The sequence below is a fragment of the Levilactobacillus parabrevis genome (assembly GCF_044051715.1).
In the GTDB taxonomy this organism is placed as follows: domain Bacteria; phylum Bacillota; class Bacilli; order Lactobacillales; family Lactobacillaceae; genus Levilactobacillus; species Levilactobacillus parabrevis.
The window spans coordinates 1,913,951-1,936,846 of record NZ_CP168688.1; the positions used below are offsets into that span (position 1 = coordinate 1,913,951).

At 50.4% G+C, this 22,896-nt stretch carries 19 protein-coding genes; 4 read left to right on the plus strand and 15 right to left on the minus strand.

Going from position 1 to position 22,896, the window contains the following annotated elements; translation table 11 throughout:
• Positions 1–120: 120 nt before the first annotated feature.
• The 7 genes from ACEPSU_RS09090 to cdaA all read right to left on the minus strand — a co-directional run bounded on the left by ACEPSU_RS09090 (position 121) and on the right by cdaA (position 8,394).
• Positions 121–1,533, minus strand: a complete 1,413-nt coding sequence (locus ACEPSU_RS09090; RefSeq protein WP_395321200.1) for a glycoside hydrolase family 73 protein — start codon at positions 1,531–1,533, stop codon at positions 121–123.
• A 103-nt stretch (positions 1,534–1,636) separates the two neighbouring features.
• Complete coding sequence (locus tag ACEPSU_RS09095; protein ID WP_027825869.1) at positions 1,637–2,341, minus strand: glucosamine-6-phosphate deaminase; 705 nt, start codon at positions 2,339–2,341, stop codon at positions 1,637–1,639.
• A gap of 249 nt (positions 2,342–2,590) precedes the next feature.
• Entirely contained in the window at positions 2,591–2,713 is a 123-nt protein-coding gene (locus ACEPSU_RS09100) for a hypothetical protein (protein ID WP_020088250.1), read from the minus strand.
• A 176-nt stretch (positions 2,714–2,889) separates the two neighbouring features.
• Positions 2,890–4,707: a glutamine--fructose-6-phosphate transaminase (isomerizing) gene (gene glmS / locus ACEPSU_RS09105; RefSeq protein WP_020088249.1), complete on the minus strand. Its 1,818-nt coding sequence runs from the start codon at positions 4,705–4,707 to the stop codon at positions 2,890–2,892.
• A gap of 484 nt (positions 4,708–5,191) precedes the next feature.
• On the minus strand, positions 5,192–6,547 hold the full coding sequence (gene glmM, locus ACEPSU_RS09110; protein WP_020088248.1) for a phosphoglucosamine mutase: 1,356 nt from the start codon (positions 6,545–6,547) through the stop codon (positions 5,192–5,194).
• Positions 6,548–6,577: 30 nt separating this feature from the next.
• Positions 6,578–7,546 carry a YbbR-like domain-containing protein gene (locus ACEPSU_RS09115; RefSeq protein WP_020088247.1) on the minus strand — a complete coding sequence of 323 codons (969 nt, stop codon included), beginning with the start codon at positions 7,544–7,546 and terminating at the stop codon, positions 6,578–6,580.
• Positions 7,546–8,394, minus strand: a complete 849-nt coding sequence (gene cdaA / locus ACEPSU_RS09120) for a diadenylate cyclase CdaA (protein ID WP_020088246.1) — start codon at positions 8,392–8,394, stop codon at positions 7,546–7,548. Before cdaA ends, ACEPSU_RS09115 begins: the two co-directional genes overlap by 1 nt.
• Before the next feature lie 250 nt (positions 8,395–8,644).
• Here cdaA and ACEPSU_RS09125 point away from each other — a divergent pair, with 250 nt between their 5' ends.
• Entirely contained in the window at positions 8,645–9,316 is a 672-nt protein-coding gene (locus ACEPSU_RS09125) for a DUF1361 domain-containing protein (RefSeq protein ID WP_020088245.1), read from the plus strand.
• 660 nt (positions 9,317–9,976) lie between these two features.
• Here the strand turns inward: ACEPSU_RS09125 and ACEPSU_RS09130 are convergent.
• Both ACEPSU_RS09130 and murB read right to left on the minus strand, forming a co-directional pair.
• Positions 9,977–12,115 carry a cation:proton antiporter gene (locus ACEPSU_RS09130; protein WP_395321204.1) on the minus strand — a complete coding sequence of 713 codons (2,139 nt, stop codon included), beginning with the start codon at positions 12,113–12,115 and terminating at the stop codon, positions 9,977–9,979.
• Between the two features lie 27 nt (positions 12,116–12,142).
• Entirely contained in the window at positions 12,143–13,048 is a 906-nt protein-coding gene (gene murB / locus ACEPSU_RS09135; RefSeq protein ID WP_395321206.1) for a UDP-N-acetylmuramate dehydrogenase, read from the minus strand.
• 568 nt (positions 13,049–13,616) lie between these two features.
• Between murB and ACEPSU_RS09140 the strand changes: the two genes are divergently transcribed.
• Entirely contained in the window at positions 13,617–14,381 is a 765-nt protein-coding gene (locus ACEPSU_RS09140; RefSeq protein ID WP_395321208.1) for an exodeoxyribonuclease III, read from the plus strand.
• Between the two features lie 26 nt (positions 14,382–14,407).
• Positions 14,408–14,944: a 3'-5' exonuclease gene (locus ACEPSU_RS09145; protein WP_395321210.1), complete on the plus strand. Its 537-nt coding sequence runs from the start codon at positions 14,408–14,410 to the stop codon at positions 14,942–14,944.
• Positions 14,945–15,150: 206 nt separating this feature from the next.
• On the opposite strand, the gene ACEPSU_RS09150 is transcribed toward ACEPSU_RS09145, so the two are convergent.
• The 4 genes from ACEPSU_RS09150 to ACEPSU_RS09165 all read right to left on the minus strand — a co-directional run bounded on the left by ACEPSU_RS09150 (position 15,151) and on the right by ACEPSU_RS09165 (position 18,022).
• Positions 15,151–15,660 (minus strand): GNAT family N-acetyltransferase, encoded by a 510-nt coding sequence (locus tag ACEPSU_RS09150; protein ID WP_020088240.1) that lies wholly within the window; start codon positions 15,658–15,660, stop codon positions 15,151–15,153.
• Complete coding sequence (gene tsaE / locus ACEPSU_RS09155; protein ID WP_395321212.1) at positions 15,653–16,129, minus strand: tRNA (adenosine(37)-N6)-threonylcarbamoyltransferase complex ATPase subunit type 1 TsaE; 477 nt, start codon at positions 16,127–16,129, stop codon at positions 15,653–15,655. The genes ACEPSU_RS09150 and tsaE overlap by 8 nt, the downstream gene beginning before the upstream one ends.
• Before the next feature lie 149 nt (positions 16,130–16,278).
• Positions 16,279–17,256: a phosphate acetyltransferase gene (gene pta / locus ACEPSU_RS09160; RefSeq protein ID WP_020088238.1), complete on the minus strand. Its 978-nt coding sequence runs from the start codon at positions 17,254–17,256 to the stop codon at positions 16,279–16,281.
• Between the two features lie 43 nt (positions 17,257–17,299).
• Entirely contained in the window at positions 17,300–18,022 is a 723-nt protein-coding gene (locus ACEPSU_RS09165) for a uracil-DNA glycosylase (RefSeq protein WP_125701595.1), read from the minus strand.
• Positions 18,023–18,295: 273 nt separating this feature from the next.
• Between ACEPSU_RS09165 and ACEPSU_RS09170 the strand changes: the two genes are divergently transcribed.
• Complete coding sequence (locus tag ACEPSU_RS09170; protein ID WP_395321214.1) at positions 18,296–18,883, plus strand: LURP-one-related/scramblase family protein; 588 nt, start codon at positions 18,296–18,298, stop codon at positions 18,881–18,883.
• Between the two features lie 108 nt (positions 18,884–18,991).
• Here ACEPSU_RS09170 and ACEPSU_RS09175 read toward each other — a convergent pair whose 3' ends face one another.
• Together ACEPSU_RS09175 and ACEPSU_RS09180 are read right to left on the minus strand one after the other, a co-directional pair.
• The gene (locus ACEPSU_RS09175) at positions 18,992–20,734 is read right to left on the minus strand and encodes a DUF5776 domain-containing protein (protein ID WP_395321216.1); all 1,743 of its coding nucleotides are present in this window, start codon (positions 20,732–20,734) and stop codon (positions 18,992–18,994) included.
• 270 nt (positions 20,735–21,004) lie between these two features.
• Positions 21,005–22,810 carry a DUF5776 domain-containing protein gene (locus ACEPSU_RS09180; RefSeq protein ID WP_395361512.1) on the minus strand — a complete coding sequence of 602 codons (1,806 nt, stop codon included), beginning with the start codon at positions 22,808–22,810 and terminating at the stop codon, positions 21,005–21,007.
• Positions 22,811–22,896: the final 86 nt, after the last annotated feature.

Here is a 22,896-nt window from a genome sequence, read left to right on the forward strand (position 1 = left end):
CCAAAAAACGAGCGCCTGTGGGTAATTTCTCGTTGGCCTTACACTTTTCTTATAGCCCACGCTGACTGTTGCCGTCCAAACGAAAAGAGCCGCGCATGAACCACGACTCTCTCATACTTGTTATTGTAAGGCTCGCGCATCGACCCAGTACTTGGTCTTATTGCCGCTGAACTGAATCCGATACCAGGTCGTCTTGTAGGCTGTCTTGACCCCCTTCGAATCGAATGTGACCTTGGCACCCTTCTTACTGCCACTCGGCCACTTCGATGTCTTTTGGTCAAAATGGGTCTTCTTAATGTGATTGTAAAGGTTATATTTGCTGTACTTATTGCTGAGTTTCTTGGTTCCACTCGTCTTGGTATAAACAACGTAATCATACTGAGGACTTGCCGCAGCTTCCGTCGAGGCGATCCAGTATTTCTTAGAACCAACCTTGATGCGGTACCAGGTCGTCTTGTAACCGTCCTGCGTCCGCACCGCTTGGTTATCCGCCGTGTATGACTTCGCCGTTAACTTTTTGAGGGGCCCCATCGCCTTAGCGAGGTAGGGCGAATTGAACACGTGGTTATAGTAACTACCACTCATCCCACTATTTACCTTGACCGTTGCCAAACCTTTGGTGTATTTCACGGTCGGCAATGTTAAGCCCTCTGTATAAAGCCAATACTTCTTGGCAGTACTCTTGCTGGAGAAGCGAACCCGGTACCACGTCGTCTTCTTGCCCGACTTCGGATCGGTCTTCACCGCACGCATGTCCAAATAGGTCTGTTGGCCCGTGTAATCACTTAACTTACCCCACGATGTCTTGGCAATATTAGCGCGCGTCCCCTTCACGTGATTGTACAACACATAGTGCGTATGCTTGTTACTCAATCGTGCCGTCTGATTCCCGGCAGCGCCGTAGTACTTTGCCTTGGCATACGTTACTGTGGGCTTCGTCGTGTTGGACCCAGAATCACCAGAACTACCCGTATTCCCGTCCAACAGCGTATTCAAGCCGTACTGGTCGATAACCTTGATCAAGCTCGTCCCATAATTGGGTGACGTCGCGTAAACACCAGTCAGTGCATTAGCCGCAGCTGAATACGTTGACGCATTTTCCCGCCAAGCACCACTATAGATCGTTGGGTTATAACTCGTCCCGTTGCGTAAGAGTTGCGCATTATCAGTCATCGAGGCCTTAGCGCTCGGATATTTTCGAAAGTTAGCTGTCGTATAGTACAGTTTACCGTTAGCGTCATACTCCGCCGTCTTCATACTGACAGACTGACCATTGTAACTGCCCTTCACACCAAAGTAGTTATTGGCCTGGGTTGTTAGGTCACTGGTTCCCCAGGCGCTTTCTAAGGCCGCCTGAGCCATCATAACGGACGGATAGAGTTTGTATTGGTTAGCTACAGACACTACCGGACTCTTCAGCTGGTTAATAAACCCTTGAGGATCAGTGGTCGCCGCATGACCCGTGCCCCCAATGCTACTCAGGCCTACACCCACCACGAGTGCGGCCAATAGCCATTTCTTAGTTCGCTTCATCTTACCAATTTCCCCCTTAAAATCGCTTCCAAGTTAAGAATAACATAACTTGCGGAGGTGCTTAAAGAAAAATTGATAAGATTTAGGTGTAATCCCAAGTTGGTTAGTCCAGTTGACTCGCAGCTGCTTCATCCAAGATCACGTGGACGTTTGGATGCGTCTGCAAGTAACTGGCTGGAACGTCGGGCGTCACTGGGCCTTGGATCATGGCGGCAACTGCGGCAGCCTTGGCTTCGCCGTAAGCCACAATCAAGATTTGCTTCGCTTGTAAGATCGACCCGATCCCCATGGAATAGGCGTAACGGGGAACCTCGTCAGCGTCATCGAAGAAGCGAGCGTTGGCGGCGATGGTCGACGGCGTCAACGCTACCTTATGCGTCGTTGATTCGGGATCAGTCCCCGGTTCGTTGAACCCGATGTGACCGTTTTGACCCAGTCCAAGCAATTGTAAGTCAATTGGATTTTCTGCAATGATTTGATCGTATTGGTGAGTTGCTGCCGCTGCGTCCAGGTTAGATCCATCTGGCACGTAAGAGTTGGCAAACGGCTTTTGGTTAAACAAATGATGTTGCATGAAGTAATGGTAGCTTTGCGGATGATCTGCATTCAGCCCCACGTATTCGTCAAGATTAACGGACGTTAACTGACTGAAGTCCAGATCACTCGCCACAAGTTGTTCGTAGATTGTGACGGGCGTACTCCCAGTTGCCAAACCTAATACTTTGGCACCGTTGGCGATGGCTTGTTGGAATACGTTGAATCCAGCCTGACCCCCGGCCTGCTTGTCACTGACGATTTGGACGTTCATGTTTGTTAATTGCTTCATTTCATTCAGTCTCCCTCTCCTAATGGTATAGCCCAATTATAAATGCTCTATACCAATTTTTCAAGTAAAATGCTCATCTTTTCCAACTTTTTTTGAAAATTACGGCTAAATCTATGAAACACCCTACAATATAGCGACTTGCTGAATCACTACCGGTCCAGACAGCTAAACCCATCATTCGTCCACCTATCCAACAAAAAAGGATGCTCACTGCTCTTAACAGTGACCACCCTATTTCCGACGAACACCCCGCCGGTTGGCGCTTAACGCATTTTGTTGTTTCTTGAATTTATCAAACGTCGCATCCCGTTGCTTCTGGTTTTTATGAGCATCGACTCGTTTCGTATACTTCATGACTTTCACCTCGTTTTCTCAAAGTTTTCATGAATGTACTATACAACGAAAGCCTATATTGCGCAAGTGAAATGCTTTACCCCCGCGAGCCGGTGCGCCAAAACGGCTCGCTACAAAAAAGGGAAATCCCACAACAGCAGGATTCCCCTTGAAACAGTTAAAATTTAACGGTGACTCTATTCGACAGTAACACTCTTTGCCAAGTTCCGTGGCTTGTCCACGTCGAGGCCCTTGTTCAAGCTGGTGTAGTAAGCCAACAGTTGGGCTGGTACCACACTCAGTAATGGCATTAACATTTCGTCAACGTCTGGTAAGATCAGGTCGTCGCCATCAATCGCGAGGCTTTCACGAACAATGGTCAAGGTCTTTGCCCCCCGTGCCATGGTTTCTTGCAGGTTGCTCCGCGTCAGGCCGGCCGTCTTGGCTTGCGTGATGAAGCCGATAACTGGCGTGTCCTTTTCAATCAAGGCAATCGTTCCGTGCTTCAGTTCACCAGAAGCGAACCCTTCAGCTTGGACGTAAGAGATTTCCTTCAGCTTCAAAGCTGCTTCCAGAGAAACCGCGTGGTCGATTCCCCGGCCAATGTAGAAGGCCCGGTTAGACTGCATCAGGTAATCGTTAGCAATCTTTTCCAACTTGTCCTTTTCGTCGACGATGGCTTGCATCCCAGTAGCGACCAAACCAAGTTGTTGGCGAATGTTGAAGTCTTGGGCCACGATTTGGCCAGTGACTTCACCGAGGGCCTTAGCCAAGATAGCTTCCAACGCGATTTGAGCGGTGTAGGCCTTGGTTGAAGCCACGGCAATTTCTGGACCGGCATGGAGTAACAACGTGTAGGTTGCTTCACGGGATAACGTGGAGTTCTGAACGTTGGTAATCGTCAAACTTGGATAGCCAGCGTCGTTCACGTTAACCAGAACTTCACGACTGTCGGCCGTTTCACCAGACTGGGTCAGGAAGATAAAGAATGGCTTCTCGGAAAGCATTGGTTGTTCGTAGGCAAATTCAGAAGAAACGTGAACTTCCGTTGGAATGTGCGCCAACTTTTCAAAGAGCCGCTTTCCAACTAATCCGGCATGGTAACTGGTCCCCGCACCCACAATGTACAGGCGGTCGGCTGCTTCCATGGCCTTGATCAACTTGTCATCGATCTGAGGTACACCGTGTTCTGACAGGTAAGTCTGTGCTAACTTACGCATAACGTTAGGTTGTTCGTCGACTTCCTTCAACATGTAGAATGGGTAGGTCCCCTTGTCAGCAGCGTCGGCGTTCATGTCAACGTGGAATGGCTTCCGTTCTACAGGATTACCTTCAGCGTCTTGGATAGCGACCTTACCTGGTGTGATGGTAACCACTTCACCATCCATCAATTCCAAGAAATCATGGGTTTCCGTTAACATAGCCAAAGCATCGGAGCAGACCACGTTAAAGCCATCGCCAACACCAATCAACAGTGGACTCTTGTTCTTGGCAACGAATAACGTATCTGGTTGTTCGCGATCCATCATTAAGAAGGCGTATGAGGAACCCTTTAACAGGCTCAACGTCTTCAGAAAGGCGGCCTTAGCGTCCAAGTTGTCTTCAACGGCAAACTTGTCGATCAATTGAACAACAACTTCGGTATCCGTTTGACTCTTGAAAGGAACATCACTCAAGTACTTAGCCTTAAGTTCTTGGAAGTTATCAATCACACCGTTGTGAACCAGGTAGAACCGGTCGTCGTTAGAGAAATGTGGGTGAGCATTGTCCACGCTTACCACGCCATGAGTAGCCCAGCGCGTATGACCAATCCCGGTTGACCCGTGAACGTCAGGGGTCACCTTAGAACGCAATTCGGAGATCCGGCCCTTGGTCTTAACCAAGTAATCCTTACCCTTCTGATCATTTACGTAGATACCGGCTGAATCGTAACCCCGGTATTCCAGCTTCTCTAGTCCGTTCAGTAAGATTTTAACGGCATTGTCATTACCAGTAACACCAACAATTCCACACATAAGTCGTCTTCCTTTTCTCGACGCCAGTCCCAAAACATTGAGAGGGTCGGTTAATTTAATTGAGAAATGTATCTGTTTTCTTTAAAATTGGTATAGACTGAAACGTCTTGAAAAACATTTCTGAATGACTATACTTTACAGTGTTTCCTAGGGGTTGTCAATTAAAAAACTCGAAACTGGTCTATCATAATATTTATAATCTAATTTTCTGAAAAGGGCGCCCTGCCAACGTGGCAAGGTGCCCTTTTTCAACTGGTTTTACAATTTCAATTTTTAAGCTGTGTTCTTAGGTCGCCTTGCCAGGCGCTGGAAATAAACCAGAATGCCTGGGCGGACATCGGGAAGCCACAAAACGTTCTTCCAACTGAGGTTCAAAGCAAGCCTAAAGACCGCTCCTTGGCTTCAGGCGTCCGCCCTCCGCGTTCCAGTTCATTTGCGCCACCCGGTAAGGCGTCATTCGTGTCCAAAGGTGATACCTTCAGACCTATTCCACGCCGACTTCGGCGCGGACGACATCGGCGATGCGGTCAACGTATCCCGCCACTGCTTCTTCAGTTGGTGCTTCTGCCATGACCCGCAGTAAAGGTTCAGTCCCGGAAGGCCGTACCAAGACCCGACCGTCACCGTTCATTTCCTTTTCAACGGTGGCAATAACGTCTTGAACCTTAGGATTTTCTTGAGCGGCTTGCTTATCCGCTACCTTAATGTTGACTAACTTTTGTGGGTAAGTCGTGACATCAGCCGCTAATTCAGACAGCTTCTTGCCAGTCACCTTTAAAATGTGAAGCAATTGTAAGCTGGTTAACAGGCCATCTCCAGTCGTGTTGAAGTCCAAGAACACCACGTGACCAGACTGTTCACCACCCAGATTGTACCCGGACTTACGCATTTCCTCAACCACGTATCGGTCCCCAACCTTCGTCTTGACGGACTTCAGATTGTGGGCTTCCATCGCCTTGTACATCCCCAGGTTACTCATCACCGTGGTGACAATCGTATCCTTCTTCAGGCGGCCGTGTTCAGCCATATACTTCCCACAGATATACATGATCTTATCGCCATCAACGATGTTCCCTTTTTCATCGACCGCAATGCAGCGGTCACCGTCGCCATCAAAGGCCAACCCAATTTGGGCGCCCTTTTCAACAACGAACTTCTGCAATTGTTCTGGATGAGTCGAACCAACTTGGTCGTTGATGTTCAGGCCGTTGGGCGTCGTGGCGATCGTGTCAAAGTCCAGGTTCAAATCGGCGTATAACCGAGAAACCAAGCCACTCGTGGCTCCATTGGCGGAGTCCACGGCAATGTGCAGGCCTTCCAGGTCGTCAGCGATTGTTTGTTCCAGGAATTGAATGTACTTTTGGCTACCCTCGGAGTAGTCCTCGACCGTGCCTAAACCGTCCGTTGCTGGCCGTGGTTGGTCGTCACTAGGCGCATCCAACAGGGCTTCGATTTCTTCTTCCATTTCATCGGACAGCTTGTAACCGTCGTTCCCAAAGTACTTGATTCCGTTGTATTCAACGGGGTTGTGGGAAGCCGTGATCATCACCCCAGCAGCGGCACCCTGCGTGCGCACCAAGTAAGCAACGGCTGGCGTTGAGATAACCCCCAACCGTAGGACTTCAATACCGACTGACAGGAGTCCAGAAACCAACGCGTTTTCCAGCAATTGGCCAGAGATCCGCGTGTCACGGGCAACGAGAACTTGGGGATGCTTGTTCTCACTATTTGCGTGTTGGGTCAAAACGTAACCACCATACCGGCCAACCTTAAAGGCCAGTTCTGGGGTCAATTCTTGGTTTGCGACGCCCCGGACGCCATCAGTTCCAAAATACTTCATCGTCATATTCCTCATTTCTCAAACAATTTTTTAATTTGCTGTGGCCTTGATCGTCACCTTAATGGTGGAAGGATCGAACGCCGTTACATTATTATCACTCGTGTCGAGTGTGACCGTCTTGGTTGAATTATTCTTGACGTCACTGACATCGACATCGACTGCCACGTTATCTAAATCTTTTAATTGCGAGGCACTCCCATACGCAGTAACTTTGGTCACGTTACTGGTTAGTTTATACGTCGTTCCGGACGAACCATTCTTCGCGTTCAGGTCTAAGCCGACCTTCTTACTCTCACCATCCGAAGTGATCGGCAGGTTCACGGTGGTCGTCGATGGCGTCAAAATGACGTTGACGGTCTTACCGCTACTGTCTAGGGCTTCAATCACGGCCTGACTATTCACGGTCTTCTTCGAGTTCTGCGGCACCGTTAACTGGGCCGTCACCTGCTTGATCCGTGAAATCTCATTAGCCGCTCCAGTCGCCTTGACGCTGGTAACATCGGAAGTTGCCTTGCCGGCAGAATAACCCGCCGCAATGTTTTGACTATTGTAGCGAACCTTCACGGGGAAGGACACTGTCTTGCGGGGTTCAATATCCACCGTAATCTTGGCCGGTGAAATGCTCGACTCAATCTCGTGGTTCAGTCCCTCTTGGTGCAGCGTGACCCGATGTTTACCGACACCCAGATCGCTCAGGGCCGCATAGACCTTGAAATTCTGCGTGTTGGCCGTCGTTGTCACTAACGCCAGCGGCCCGCGTAAGGTCACTTTGACCTTCTGCGGATACCCCGTAACGAAGTACTTATTGCTGTTGACGTTGAGTTGTAAAGGGACCGACACCGTCATCGTCTTGGTCGCCGTCAATGATGTATTCGTATTAGAACTCGTTGACTGCGAATTGTTAGACGACTTGGTGCTGTTCACGTAGAAGAATAACAGGATGGCTAAAATGAGGGCGAGAATGCGGTATAGCCACGTTGTGTAACGCTCGTTTTTCATCAGCGCCGCCCCCCTCTAAAGCGTTCATCAAACCAGTCTAACGCCTTAACTAGGACGTTACCGTTGTTGGCCGCTTCTTCATTGACTAACTCATCACGTAAGAACTTCAGGTAATCAGCCTGCGTTAACCCTCGTAAGAGCTCGTTGTTCTTGGTGATGGAGACTTCACCCGTTTCTTCTGAAATTACGATGGTCAAGGCGTCCGTCACTTCGGAGATCCCGACGGCTGCCCGGTGACGCGTTCCCAACTCCTTAGGAATCAGGTTGCTCTCAGACAGTGGAAGGTAGGCCGCAGCCACGGCAATTCGGTTATCCCGAATAATCACGGCGCCATCATGCAAAGGCGTGTTGGGGATAAAGATGTTGATCAGCAATTCACCGGTCAACTCCGCATCCAAATCGATTCCCGTCTCGATATAATCCTCGAGCCCAGTATCACGCTGAATGGTCATTAACGCCCCAATTCGTCGCTTGGACATGTACTGAATAGCCTTATCCAGGCCTTCGATCATGTGGTTAGCCGCCTCATTTTCATGACGGATTCGCACGAACAAGGAGCCCCGGCCCAAATGTTCCAGTCCGCGTCGAATCTCGGGCTGGAAGATGATAATAATGGCGATAACCCCCCAGTTGATAACCTGATCGACCAACCACGAAACTGTGTTGAGGCCGAGGTAAGCACTGACGAACTTCACCAGTAAAATCAAAATGACGCCCCGGAAGAGCTGAATAGCTTTGGTTCCCCGTAACATCACGATCAATTCATAAATGACAAACCAAACGACAAGAATGTCGAGTAGGTTGACTAGATTCCCTATTGTAAGGAGATTGCCCCAATCCAGGTTCATGACTTTCCCTCCAAATTGAATTCAGATTTCATTATAGCACGGCCCCGCTTACATTTCGCCCCGAATCCTCAGAAACGCCGGAATTAGCCGGTCATTGGTCGCAAAATTTACAGAAACGTTAAGCTCTACTTAAATCGACAATTTCACGAAAATATTTCGCTAATATTCTGGTAAACTAGAAGTCATATTCTGTTCGTTTTTAGCGCAAAGGCTGTAGAATAAGGGTAGATATTTCGTGAAAGGATTGGTGATGGCAATGAATCGGCGGGCCCGGTGGGAAATTCGAATATTCTTCGTGGCATGGCTGATTTTCCTATATTTCCGCGCCAAGGATCCCTTCTCTTTTCTGGTGCTGAACACCTTCCTGGGATACATCCCGATTGAGCTGAGCTTTCACCTGGGGAAGACTCGGCCCAAGAGCGCCTGGCTATTCTGGCCACTCTTGCTCCTGTGGCTCCTCTTCTATCCCAACGCACCGTACCTGCTGACCGACCTGTTCCACCTGTCGCTCCTGCAGCCATACGCCTTAAGTGGCCTATTGCGGGTCACACCACACTTGTGGATCTACTTCACTTACATGATTATTAGCGCCATGAGCTGTACACTACTGGGCTTCTGGAGCCTTAACTACGTCAGCCAGGTCATCAGTCAACGGATTGCCAAGGGCAACGGCATCGCCCGCGTCGTCATCGTAGTCATCCTGACCTTCCTAACGTCGGTGGGCCTCTATATTGGCCGGTTCTTACGGATCCACACCATTTACCTCTTCATCAATCCGGAGCAGTTCATCCGTCCCATCATGGACATGTGGACCAGCAACATGTGGATCTTCGTCGGACTACTGACATTCATTCAGCTATTCTGTTATTGGATTCTGTACCTCGTTATGCACAACACGGCACAAAGTGAATTACCCGATTAAAGGTTCAGAGAGCGGAGCAAGCCGTTTAGATTCTGAGCATTAGGGAAATAAGAGGCTTCTGTTCGGCTACGCCGGACAGGAGTCTCTTATTTGTCTAAGCGGAAGAATCTGGCTTGCGTAGCTCGTTTCAGAAGCCGAAAGTTTCCGGATATGTTGGCGAAAACAAGTCTAATGCTTCAAATCCACATAGCCAGTAACAACTACGCCGGGCAGAAATCTGGCTAGTGGAACTCGTTTCGGAGGCCGCATATTTCCGGATATCCTGACGAGCGTAAATCCAACGCTCCAAACCAGACCATCCAAAGTCAGCTTCTCACTACGCGCCTCCCAAAGATACACAAAAGGCTGCGTTCCACCGTGTCAAAGAAACCTGGGAAACGCAGCCTTACTTTTGAACAAAAATTATAGAAGACATAGTCGAACGACTAATTTTGAAATTGAAACTCAAACTAGCCGGAGGAGGTTGGGAATGTAGCCGGCCGTGTCGATGACCTTGGCTGACGTTTTCCGTCAGGTTAGGTCATGGGACGAGCTTGGAGACGTCCGACCCTGACGGCTTCAAGTCGAGGTTCAAGACCGCTTTACAGGCTTGGACCGGTCCCCACAGCAGGCGGAATTACTAACAGCCGCAGGCGACAATTATCAATTCTCAGAATTAGCCTACTCGCCTTCCTCATCACTCAAGGACATCACCAACACATTTTCCGCGTAATTGACGTACTGCCGCAAATGCGTGGCCTTGGTCCAAGTGATGTTTCCAGCCTCTAACAGCGACTGAATACCCGTCCGCTCGGCCCCTAACGCCCGCACCCGCAACTTATTGATCTGATGTTGATAATCATCGTTGCGATGTGGTAACGTGGCCGCTTTGGCCCGTTCAATACGGTTACGGTACTGGACGATTAGATGGTAAACGGCTTGGTTATCGAACTGGGTCTCATCAATGTCCGTCCGTGATAGATATTCGGACAGCGCCTTGATGGCCGCCTTAGCCGTCTCACGCTCGATCAGATTATTCTCTGCGTGTAACCGGTCAGTATCTTCGGAGTGGACCCAGTAGGCCGCATCCCGCCAGAGATGTTTGAAGAAACGCCGCCAGTAGTTGATGACTCCGGGCATCGTATGCCCGGAGACCTGTGTCAACCGACCTTCCAGGTTTTCAATCCGCCGCAACGCGCCCACGTAGCTGGTCTGCGTGATTTTCTCACCCTGACGCAGTTCCTTTAACGTGGCCCGTTCACCGTCAATGGCCACCTGCCGTAATTTAATTTCGTCGTCCAACACTTTTTGCATCACCGTGTCGGCCCGATAACTCATTTCTAAGCGCCGAATAATGAACTGGTAGTCGAGAATCAAGTCGTAGGCCGCCCGCTGATTATTGGGCCGCCGCAGCTCCTCAATCTTGGAAATGGCTAAACGCATGATGTACGCACGCGCCTCTTCCTCACTAATTTGCCGAACCGGATCTTCTGGGAACTCCTCTTCATCCTCGTCGTCTAAATTAATGTCATTAGCAATATCATCACTGGCACTTGCCCGCGTCTGTAGCGGCTGCTTATCCGTCGAGATCAACGGCAACATGATTGTCGCCGCAATCAGACTGATAATGATCACCCCAGATGCCACGAAGAGCATCAATGCGCGCGCCGGAAAGCCGGCCCCACTGGCGATTACTGCCGGTACAGACAGGACACCGGCCATGGTAACGGCGCCTCGGACCCCGGAAAGACCAGATAGAATGGCCGTCCGAAACCCAGGCCGCTCGTCACTGTGTTTGTGCGTCAGCCGTTGGAACAGGATATATCCGTACGTCCACAACGTCCGAATCGCGACCAGAATCACCCAAGCCATGAAGGCAAAGAACAGGGCTTGCCAGGTATTAAATTGGCCACCCCTGATGACCTGCGAAGTCGCCACAGGAAGCTCGATTCCCAGGATCACGAACACGATCCCATTTAATGAATAGATAATAATATCCCAAACCTTTTCGGTCACGAGCTTTAGTTCTGGCGAATCTTCCACGATTCGACTCTCCCGAGCGTGGAAGAGCACCCCAGCCGTCACCACGGCGATAACGCCGGATGCGTGGGTGATCTCTTCGGTCACGAGGTAAATCACAAACGGCGTGGCAATCTGCAATACCGTGTTAAAAATTACGTCATCGATGCCTTGGCGCCGCAAGATATCCATCAATAACTGGATAGCCGTCATGAAGATCAACCCGGATAAGAAACCGACGATACTGATGTAGACGAAGTCGCCCACAGCCGTACCGACTGAGAAGGCCCCGGTCACCGTAGCCGCAATCGCATATTTAAAGGCAATCAGACCACTGGCATCGTTGATCAGGCTTTCCCCACTGACCAAGTGCATCAGACTAGCTGGCAGCTTGACCTGCTTCGAAATCGACTGCACAGCCACGGGGTCGGTTGGCGACAAGATGGCTGCCAGCGCAAACGCTACGGTCAACGGCATCTTAGGAATCAGTTCATAGATCAGGAACCCACCTAACAGCGTGGTCAGAAAGACCAGCCAAATGGCATTTCCGAAAATCGGCCCCCGCAACCGCCACAGCTCTCGCTTGGGGAAGCGGCGACCATCGTTATATAGCAACGGCGCAATAAACAGAAGTAAAAACCAATCAGTCTCGAGTGGCACTTCAAATTGCCAGACTAACGCGACCATGAGGCCAAGGGCAATCTGAATCAAACTGACTGGAATAAACGTGAGGTAGTGACTGATAATATTCGAAAATAGGACGAGGACGATTAACAAAATCACTGCTTCAACTATAGGCACATAAGGTTCCCCCTTCTTTTTTTAGACTTATTTCGGTTCTTCACCAATGATCCGCACTTCAGTTTCAAGGTGGACTTGGTCTTCTTTCCAGATAACTTCTTGAATGTGGTGAATCAATTCTAGGTAGTCGGTCGCCGTAGCATGATCAATGTTCACGATGAAACCCGCATGCTTCGTTGAGACCTGAGCGCCGCCCCACTTGAGGCCCTGTAAGCCAGCTTCCTGAATCAATTGGCCCGTGTAGTGTCCCGTAGGCCGCTTGAACACACTCCCACATGAAGGGAGATCCAATGGCTGTTTAGCTGCCCGGCGCGCGTTTAAATCATCCATCGTCGCTTGAATGGCCGCGCCATCCCCAGGCTTCAACGTAAATGTCGCCGTTAAAATAATATCATGGTAATCTTGAACGGAACTGTGCCGGTAGCCAAAATCGAGTTCTTGGGCGTTCAACGTCCGAATCTCACCTTCAGGCGTCAAAACCTCGGCGGATGTCACCACTTCACTGATTTCACCACCGTAAGCGCCGGCGTTCATGAAGACGGCACCACCCACACTACCGGGAATCCCGGCGGCAAATTCAGTTCCCGTCAACGCGTGAGCTTGCGCAACTTGGGTCGTCTTGATCATAGCCGCGCCAGCTTCAGCGGTGACCGTGTTGTCAGTAACGGTGATGTTTGCCATCTTCGTTAAAATCATAACCAAGCCACGGATACCCCCGTCGCGCACGATGAGGTTGCTGGCATTTCCTACGACCGTCACCGGTAAGTTCTCTTGGTTGGCGTAGGCCAAAAGCGATTTGGTTTCTTGCACGTTGGTTGGGAAGGCCAGGTAATCCGCTGGTCCCCCTGTCTTCGTGTACGTATAGTGAGCCAAGGGCTCGTTCCGCAAAATCTCAATCGCTGGAAATGCCGCTGTAATCTCTTCCATCATCATCAAATTCCCTTCGTTTCTCAAAAGTTTGTGATCGGTTTGACCTGTCACTGGCCAAACGAACAACAGTCATAGGGCTATTTTACCATGGAACCCCCTATCACCGCACGCCGCGTGCACTGATTCACGGAAAATGGCATGAAAGATGAGAATTTTTGGGTTGGCTTACTGAAAGTCACGTCGGCCACAATCCCCCTATGGTGAGATCCACGTCAAGTCACAATAAGACCAACTGAGAAGTAATCTGCCAGCGACATTTAACATTGAACAACCATGTACAGTCGGAGGCAGACTGGGATGTAGCCGGCCGTGTCGATGGCGTCAACACGGGTGCTAGCCCCTTCCCGCGCTTACGGCATGGGATGACCTTGGAGACTCGCTGGGTTTGCGAGGCTTCAAGGCGAGGTGGAAGCCCGCACTTTGGCTGTAGCCGGTTCCCACAGCAGGTAGAGCCCCTGACCGCCGCAGACGAAGGCAACTTCACTGCAATTAATCGTTTCTGCGCGGGCGAAACGACACGATATGGGGATGGCATCTGGTATACTGGAAGGTAGCAGTTGGAGGTGCAGAGATGAAATTTATTTCATGGAACGTCAACGGCCTACGGGCTATTGTTAAAAAAGGATTTGTCGATACATTTAAGGAAATGGACGCCGACTTCTTTGGTATCCAAGAAACCAAGTTACAGGAGGGCCAGATTGACCTCGACCTGCCCGGTTACTACCAATACTGGAACTATGCTGAACGTAAAGGCTATTCCGGAACGGCCTTATTTACCAAACACAAGCCGTTAAATGTCATCTACGGTATCGAATCACCAGACTTCGATCACGAGGGCCGAACGATTACCCTAGAATACCCCGACTTTTACGTGCTGACCTGCTACACACCGAATTCTGGAAGTGGCCTCAAACGACTCGACTTTCGAATGGGCTGGGAAAAGGCTTTTCTCGAATTCGTTAACCAATTGAACGCCAAGAAACCCGTCATCTTCTGTGGTGACCTGAACGTGGCCCACACGGAAATCGACCTGAAGAATCCTAAAACGAATCACAAGAACGCCGGCTTTACCGATGACGAACGGGAGAAATTCACGGCCCTCCTCGCCGCCGGTTACACCGATACCTTCCGTTACTTCAATCCGGACGCCACTGAACGCTACTCCTGGTGGAGTTACCGGTTCCACGCCCGTGACAACAACGCCGGGTGGCGGATCGATTATTTTGTCACCAGCGAACGCTTGCAAGACCACTTAAAAGACGCTAAAATACTAGACCAAGTCATTGGTTCCGACCATTGTCCGGTGGAACTCGACGTCGACGGTTTGACCGTCTAAATTCACTCTGAAGGGATGATGCACTTTTGAATTTCGTTGCAATGGACTTTGAAACGGCCAGCGGTAAACGCTATAGCGCCTGTTCACTCGCGCTAACCATCGTACGTAACAGCCAGGTCGTCGATGAATTCTACTCACTGATCAAACCCGATACCGACTTTTTCTGGCGGAATGTTCAGATTCACGGGATTCACGAACGTGACGTTGCCAACGCCCCCGCTTTTCCAGAAGTCTGGGAACACGTGGCCCCCTTCTTCCAACGCGATCGGTTGGTAATCGCCCACAACGCCCCGTTTGACAACGGTGTGTTGCGCAGCACCCTGGAACACTACAACTTACAGACTCCGCGTTACCTGACATTGGACACGGTCAAGACCAGTCGGAAGTTCTTCCCAGAATTTCCCAATCACAAACTCAACACGGTCTGCGATGAACTGGGCATCGACCTCCATCACCACCACAACGCGCTGGACGATAGCCTGGCCTGCGCCAACATTCTGTTGTATGAGGCCAATCACTTCGGCACCCAGCCGTTAAAGAACTTCGTGACGGTAAATGCCTAACGCTACCGAATTTGCCCTATACTATTACTAATGTAAAGAATGGGATTATTGTCTCAACTTTTTTGACAAAATAGATTTTATACCAACTCGATATCGCGCCCAAAGCCTTGTAACAATTGGCTTTGGCAGTTTGTAAAGAAAACATCTAACCAACACGAAAAGACGCCGACCAGGAAATCCTGATCGGTGCCTTTTCAAATTACTGATTAATTTAACTGGTACACCATCTCAACGGCTTGAACGTGCTCGCCGTCATCGTCGGTCACCGTCTCCGGTGGCGTCTGCGTGCGGGTAAAGCCCATCTTTTCGTAGAGCTTCACTGCAGGGACGTTTCGTGTCTGCACGATCAGCCCAATTGCCTGCAAGTCACTCGCCGTATCCGCCCAGTAGAGAGCCTCATCGACCAGTGCCGTGCCGATGCCCAGGTGCCAATACTTTTTCTCAACGGCGATACCCAACTCACCCACATTACCTTGCGGCGTGGGTGAAATTGATAGCACACCCAGCAACTGGTCGCCTAGACTCGCCACTAGTAGCAAGTGAACCGGACTCTCCTTGATCTGTTCCAACTGGTCAGCTTCCTGCGCCGCACTGATGGGATCATCAGCATCGGCCAAACTAAAGGTGTCACTCTCTCGTTGCAAACGTCCCAGCAATGCCAGCAAAGCCTTTGCGTCAGTTGCATTCGGCAAGCGAATGGCCACTTCATCACTCATTGTTGCCGTCCTCCAGTTGTTTCACTAATTTTTCAAAATGGGCCCCACGGGGTTCGAACCGTAATGTCCGCTGATTTTCGCCAGCTTCATCATCACGCTTAAACACGATGCGTAGGTAATCTTCGGGGAGTTCATCCGCAATAAATTTCGACCACTCGACCACGTTGACCCCGTCACCATTGAAATACTCGTCAAGTCCCAGTTCATCGCCACCGCCCTCTTCCAAGCGATAAACGTCCATGTGGTAGAGCGGAATCCGCCCACCCTGATACTCACGAATGATGGTAAACGTTGGACTCTTCACGTTACGCGTGATGCCCAAGCCAGCCGCCAGTCCCTTGGTAAAGGTCGTCTTGCCCGCGCCGAGGTCCCCATCGAGTAAAATGACATCGCGCGGTTGTAAGTCCGGTGCCAGTTGTTGCCCAAGCGCCATCGTGGCCTCGGGACTTGTGACCGTTACTTCATACATTGTCTCTTTCCCCTTTTACTTTAAATTAAATTTGATCTGTCTTGAACCATAGTCGCCCCCAAATACTCCGGAACGACTCACCCTACAAATAATACCCGGACTGCTTAAAAATAGCAATCCGGGTACCTTATTGTCGATTTAATTGATGTTTAGTCCAGTGATTGTGCGGCCGTGATGATGGCTACCTTGTAGACATCCTCTTCATTACAACCCCGTGATAAGTCAGAAACTGGCTTGTTCAAGCCTTGCAGGATTGGTCCAATGGCTTCAAAACCACCGAAACGTTGCGCAATCTTGTAGCCAATGTTCCCGGATTGTAATTCTGGGAAGACAAAGACGTTGGCGTGACCCGCAACCTTGGAGTCTGGTGCCTTTTGTGCAGCCACACTTGGTACGAAGGATGCATCGAATTGCAATTCCCCGTCGACGGCCAAATCCGGTGCCGTTTCGTGAGCAATCTTCGTGGCCTCTTGTACCTTGGTAACCATGTCACCCTTGGCAGAGCCCTTGGTGGAGAAGCTTAACAAGGCAACCTTAGGATCGATGTCGAAGACTTTGGCGGTATGGGCACTTTCGATAGCCACTTCGGCCATTCCCGGTGCATCAAGCTCGATGTTGATAGCACAGTCAGCGAAGACGTAACGTTCTTCACCCTTTTGCATGATGAAGGCCCCACTGATCCGCTTAACACCTGGCTTCGTCTTAATAATTTGTAAGGCAGGCCGAACGGTATCACCGGTGGCGTGAATAGCACCAGAAACCATCCCATCTGCTTGGCCCATGTAAACCATCATGGTCCCGATGTAGTTTGGATCTTCCAACATCTTAGCGGCTTGTTCCGGCGTGTTCTTGCCCTTACGCCGGTCGACTAAGGCGTCGAGCATGGCCTTGTGTTGGTCTGCCGGAATCGCTGCTGGGTCTAAAATTGTCAAAGGTTCTAAGTCAATGGCATTGTTAATCGCCGTATTTTGAATTTCACTCTGATTACCTAAGACAACGGCTTTAATCAGACCATCAGCGGCCAAACGACTTGCTGCGCCTAATACCCGAACGTCTGCGCCTTCTGGAAATACAATGGTTTTGTTTTGTCCGTTGATCTTTTGTTTAAGACTATCAAAAAGTTCCATAGATGATGACCTCCATAAAATATCCCACGAATCAATTCTGTGCCTATGCTTGTTGGTTGGTTGTGGTGTTGGGCCCGTCGTCAGCGGTCACATGTTCCGGTAACTGCCAATCGATGGGCGTCTCACCCAATGATGTTAATGCGATGTTGGTCTTGGAAAATGGCTTGGACCCGAAGAATCCACGGTAAGCCGACAAGGGACTGGGATGCGGTGCTTGCAAGACAATGTTGGTCTTGGTATCGATCAACTTGATCTTGGAGCGTGCCGCCCCACCCCACAGGATGAAGACGACCGGTTCCGGCCGTGCGGACAGCTTAGAAATCGCCGCATCAGTCAGCCGTTCCCAGCCGTGCCCCTGATGCGAGAAGGCCTTGCCATACCGCACGGTCAACACGGAGTTCAAGAGGAGCACACCTTGTTTGGCCCACTTCTCCAGGTACCCGTGATTTACCGGCTGAATACCCAAATCATCCTGCAGTTCCTTATAAATATTCTGTAACGATGGTGGTAACGGCGTCCCCGGTAAGACCGAGAAGCTACAACCGTGAGCCTGCCCAGGGTTATGGTAAGGGTCTTGCCCCAAGATAACCACTTTGACCTTGCTAAACGGCGTCCACTCGAACGCGGTAAATATATGGTACATGTCCGGATAGATCTCGTAATGCTGGTACTCCGAGACTAAGAACTGGCGTAATTGTTGATAATATTCCTGTTCAAACTCGGGCTCCAGAACCGGCCACCAATCATTATGAATAAACGGTTTCATTCCCAACACCTCACGCTTTTATTCTATCATAACCGCGCAGTAAATGATATTGTCGAACGTGACCGGCAAAACATGTTAGAATGAGAATAACTAAAATTGGAGAACTTGGCTGGCATTGGACAGCGCCTTGCCAATTTGTGTCTCGATTTTATTCAGTTTGGGATTTCGTAACCCCATATCTTAAATCAGTGCCCATTTCAGATACAACTATCGCTCTTCAATTATTTCCATTCGCCCGCTAAAGTCGCTATACTTTTGCCAAAGGAGGTTCCTATGCGTAAACTTTATCTTAATCAAGCCGCTCTGTCGGCTAAAGCTACCACGGTCATTCGTGACGCGGATAATGAGTCACGCTACCTCCTTGTTGGGAAGTGGGGACTGCGCGCGGATGTACTGTCCGTGTACACGATTAGTGGGGCACTGGAAGCCGAGGTCAAACAAGAAACCTTAGGCTTGCTGCCTAAATTCCGGTTGCTCTATCACCGACAGATGGTTGGCCGGGTCAGTAAAACCTTGGGCGTCATACGCGAGGTACTCTTCGTCCGTGGCCTGAACTGGGTCATCATGGGCAACATCAACAGTGGCCACTTCAGCATCACCCACGGTCGTGAGAGTGTCGCCAGCATCGACCGAGTCAGCCAATCCGGTGGCGGAACAATCGAACTAACGGTGGATCAAGAAGATCACGAAGCGCTGGTCATCTGCCTGGCATCGATCCTCGACCGCTGGGGTAAGAAGTCCCAAGGGTCCGCAATCCCGGCTAAACCAATCTGGGCCCCGCACGCCTTGCCAACTGGTGGTGTAACGCCCTTCATCGACGAATCGAAGAAGTCTAACTTGGAAGACCATTCACAAGACTAATTGCTAAAAAGAGTCTGGAAAATTTTCCAGACTCTTTTTCACGCCAATGTAACTAGTACGTTGCACGCCGCAAACTAGCTTGCTGACTATCAACATTAGGCGCTTCTTCTATTCTGCAATGACCAATTTTTTATTGGCGGTCACGTATTTACCATTGGTCAACACGAAGCGGGTCGTCTGCCGGTATTTCACAATTTTTTTCACCTTCAAGACCTGGCCCTTTCGGTAATGCACCGCTTTGCCAGTTAAGGCAGCCTTGCTGTAGCCGTTAATCCCCTTCGCGTTAATCACCCTGATCTGCGTTTGTTTCTTAGCATAGTAGACCGAACTCACATAGGTCTTCTTAGCTGTGATGTAGCCGGTCTTCCCCGCCGTCTTACTGTGATGGTTCACATCCCGGACCTTGTAGCGCTTGTTGCCGGCCTTGGAGGTTGCATAGCCTGTCACCACGAACATAGGGCGCTGGGTCCGTGATTTCTTGGTGTAATACATTTGCCGAGAGCTGTCGCTAAAGTTCTTGGTCCGATACAGGCCAATCTTCTTGGTGGCATAAACGACACCTCTCACGGGAACGACCGTTGCGCCACCTCCACCAGTCACCAGATCTGGCTCATAGTGGAAGGTCACCGTCTGTGCGAACTTGGAGAACGTCCCACTAACCTGCCCCTCGGCCTTAGCTAACTTATAGCCGTCAAAGACCAGCTGCTCGGCCGTGTACGCTGCCCCTAACTTGCCAGTCAAGGTCTGCTCCGCGGTGAGTGGCTTGCCTCGCTCGTCTAAATAACGCACGATAACTGGCTCAGCCGTATCATCCGGCGTCACTGGCGGCAAGATAACCCGATCAACCGGCTCCCAGACGTAGGTTTCGACCGTCGTTGGTCGGTCGGCACCTGCCATATATTGTGCGGTGACGTCATCTCCCTTGGCAAATTTTTCACCCAAAGGATTCTGGGTCGTACCATCCGCAACCGCCTGCCACAGCCCCGTGTACCGCTCGTCGGCCTTAGCATCTCTCAAATAAGGACTCCCTCTAAAAAACGTGGCCGGTCCTAACGTTAGCTCAGATAAATAGCTGGCGTTGGAGAACATATAGCTCGAACTAGAGCTAATTGGCGGCGCAAATTTCGGTAGCTTTATGGTCTGTACGCCAGACGAACCGAAGACAAACATCGCGCTCACAAGATTAGCGAAAGTGCCCGCCGCAAAATCAACAGTCTTAAGCGCTTGGTCCCCATTGAACATTGACGTCATCGTCCGCACTTGCCCCGTATCGAAGTGGCTAACGTCAACCTGGCTTAGCTGCGGTTGCCCGTAGAATAGCCAATCCAGACTGGTCACCTGAGAGGTGTCAAACCCACTCACGTCAAGCGACGTCACCTGGCCATCAAAGCCACTTACCGCAAACATCCCCGAGAGGTTCGTGGTCTGACTGGTATCGAGTTGATTTAAGTTCTTGTAAGCGGTAACATTTCTAAGCTGCCGAAATAACCCGGTGGCGTCCTTGGGCGCGCTCACCTTACCATCCAAAACGACGGTGGTCACCAGGTCAGCAGCTGCTTGCGTCGTGGCCATCGTTGGTGTGCCACCCTGCGCAAGCACGATTTGCGTTGCCATTTGCCCGGTATTGGTGATCAGATTATCCGGCTCTCCCAGCTGGCCAGCGCCTAAATGAAGGGTTCCATCGGCAGTCAACGCCCAGGCCACTTCACCATACTGACCACTAGCCAGGCTGTCTGCCTTTACCGTTGCGGCCTGAGCCACGGGAGCTCCAGTTCCTGTTGCTAAGAGACTGAGCGGCTGGCCAACGCCTAAAGCAAGGGCTACTAATAGAATACTGACTGACTTTTTCACGATAGTTCCTCCTCCCCGTTGGCTAGAAAGTGGTGCACTGTCGACTCAAAACTGTAAAACGTTTATTCATTCAATCATTTCACCAATCATATGATAACACGGCCATTAAGTTATTCAAACGATTAGGTCTCACTATTTTTCACTTGTGAAATTCATTCAACTAGCTAGCATCAACCACCATGTCCACAGGCCCTACACCATCCCCCAATGATTCACAACTCATGGCGTTTAAAAGAGGCCACTCACCGGCGGCCTCCACGTAAACTTAATCTATTGTGAAATAACTAACTTCTTGTTAGCGGTTACATATTGGCCGTTCGTCAGTACAAATCGGGTCGTCTTACGATACTTGACGATTTTTTTGACCCGCAACCGTTGGCCTTGACGATAGTGTTGCTGCTTACCCTTCAGGGATTTTTGCCGATAGCCGTTCACACCTTTCGGATTGATCACCCGTACCTTAACCTGCTTCGTCGCATAGTAAACGGGAACCGTATAGTGGCGATTAGCCGTAAGGTATCCCATCTTACCAGCCGTCTTGGACTGGTGATTAACATCGCGGACCTTGTAGCGGAGTTGACCAGTCTTGCTAGTCGCGTATCCGGTGACCACAAACATCGGGCGAGCATGCCGTTTCTGTTTAGGATACCAGTGGTGCCGGGTCGGCGTGCTGAAGTTCTTGGTGCGATACAGGCCAACTTTCTTAGTTGCGTATACCACAGTGGCCAGTGGCGCAATGCCATCCCCATCCCCGCCAGTGACGAGGTCAGGCACATAGTAGAAAACGACACGCTGCGCCGTTGCTTTAAACGTCCCCGTTGGCTGACCAACAGTCCGCTTCAACTTGTATCCCGAGAAGCTTCGCGTTGTTGCCTGATAGGTCGCGCCGAGTTCTCCCGTTAAGGTCACGTCATCAGCTAGGCGTTGTCCGCGCTCATCCAAATACTGAACGGTCACCGGCTGAGATGTTTCAACCGGCGGCGTTATTGGCGGCGGTGTCACGGGTGGCGGCGTGACCGGTGGCAGCACCCGATCGACTGGCTCCCAGACGTACGTGTCTGGTTCCGTTAACACCAGTGTGGAATCCCGCCTGCCAATTTGAGAACCCGTATCGAACTTTTCGCCGAGTGGATTCACCACGGTTCCCTCACCAACAATTTGCCATTTGCCGGTATAGGTCTCGTTCTTGGGTGGATCGGTCACGTTATAGAACTTTCCTTGTTGCGCACGAGGTCCCAAGGTTAACTGCCGCAGACTTTTCGAACCATACAAGACGGACCCAGCGTTACTCAGTGGATCAAACACAGGCAGGTTCAGAACCTCAACACCTGAATCCGAAATCATCTGCGCCGCACTGGTCGTCGCCGCGAACGTTGCCTTTTCCAGATTAATGACCTTTAACGCATGGGTACTCGCCAGCATCACGTTAGCCGCCGTCACCTTGTCCGTAATGAAGTTCGACACATCCAGCTCCTGTAGCCGGGAATTGGAGGCAAACATACCGACCATGTTCGTTGCCTGACGCGTATCGAGCTGAGAAACATCCATTGTGGTCACATAAAAGTTTTCCGTAAACATATAGCTCATATTAGTCGTACGACTGGTATTGAGACGCGTTAACCCCACGTATTCCTTGACTCTTTTTAAACGAGCAAACGTGTGACTCGCATCCACTGCTGCCACAATATCACCGTCAAAAATAACGCGCGTAATCTTTTCTGTCACTTTACTGAGCTCATTCAATGATAAATTGGGGTCGCTGTAATAGGCGCGGGCGACGGCTTGTAAGAGTTGTCCCCGCCCTGAATCCCCGGGCGTTGCCTCGTGTTCCGGAAACTGCCCAGCGCCTAAATGTAAATCACCTTGGTCAGTCAAGCAGAAATTGACCGTACCAAATTTTCCTTGCGTCACAATCGCGGCGCTGGCGACCTTTTCATCATTATCCTTGTTTGCAGTGGGCGCGTGACCCGTGTTAGACTCGGCAAACGCTGTCTGATTGGGAACTGCGGCGGTCACGACTGACGCGCCCATTCCCAATAGTAATCCCGTCACTAACAACATCGTTAGGTTCCGCATCATTGTTCCCCCTTAACTTTTACCTGATGGTGGCGGTCTTGCTAAATTATCTAATCACAGGATAGCACGGTTGATCTCCACCGGAC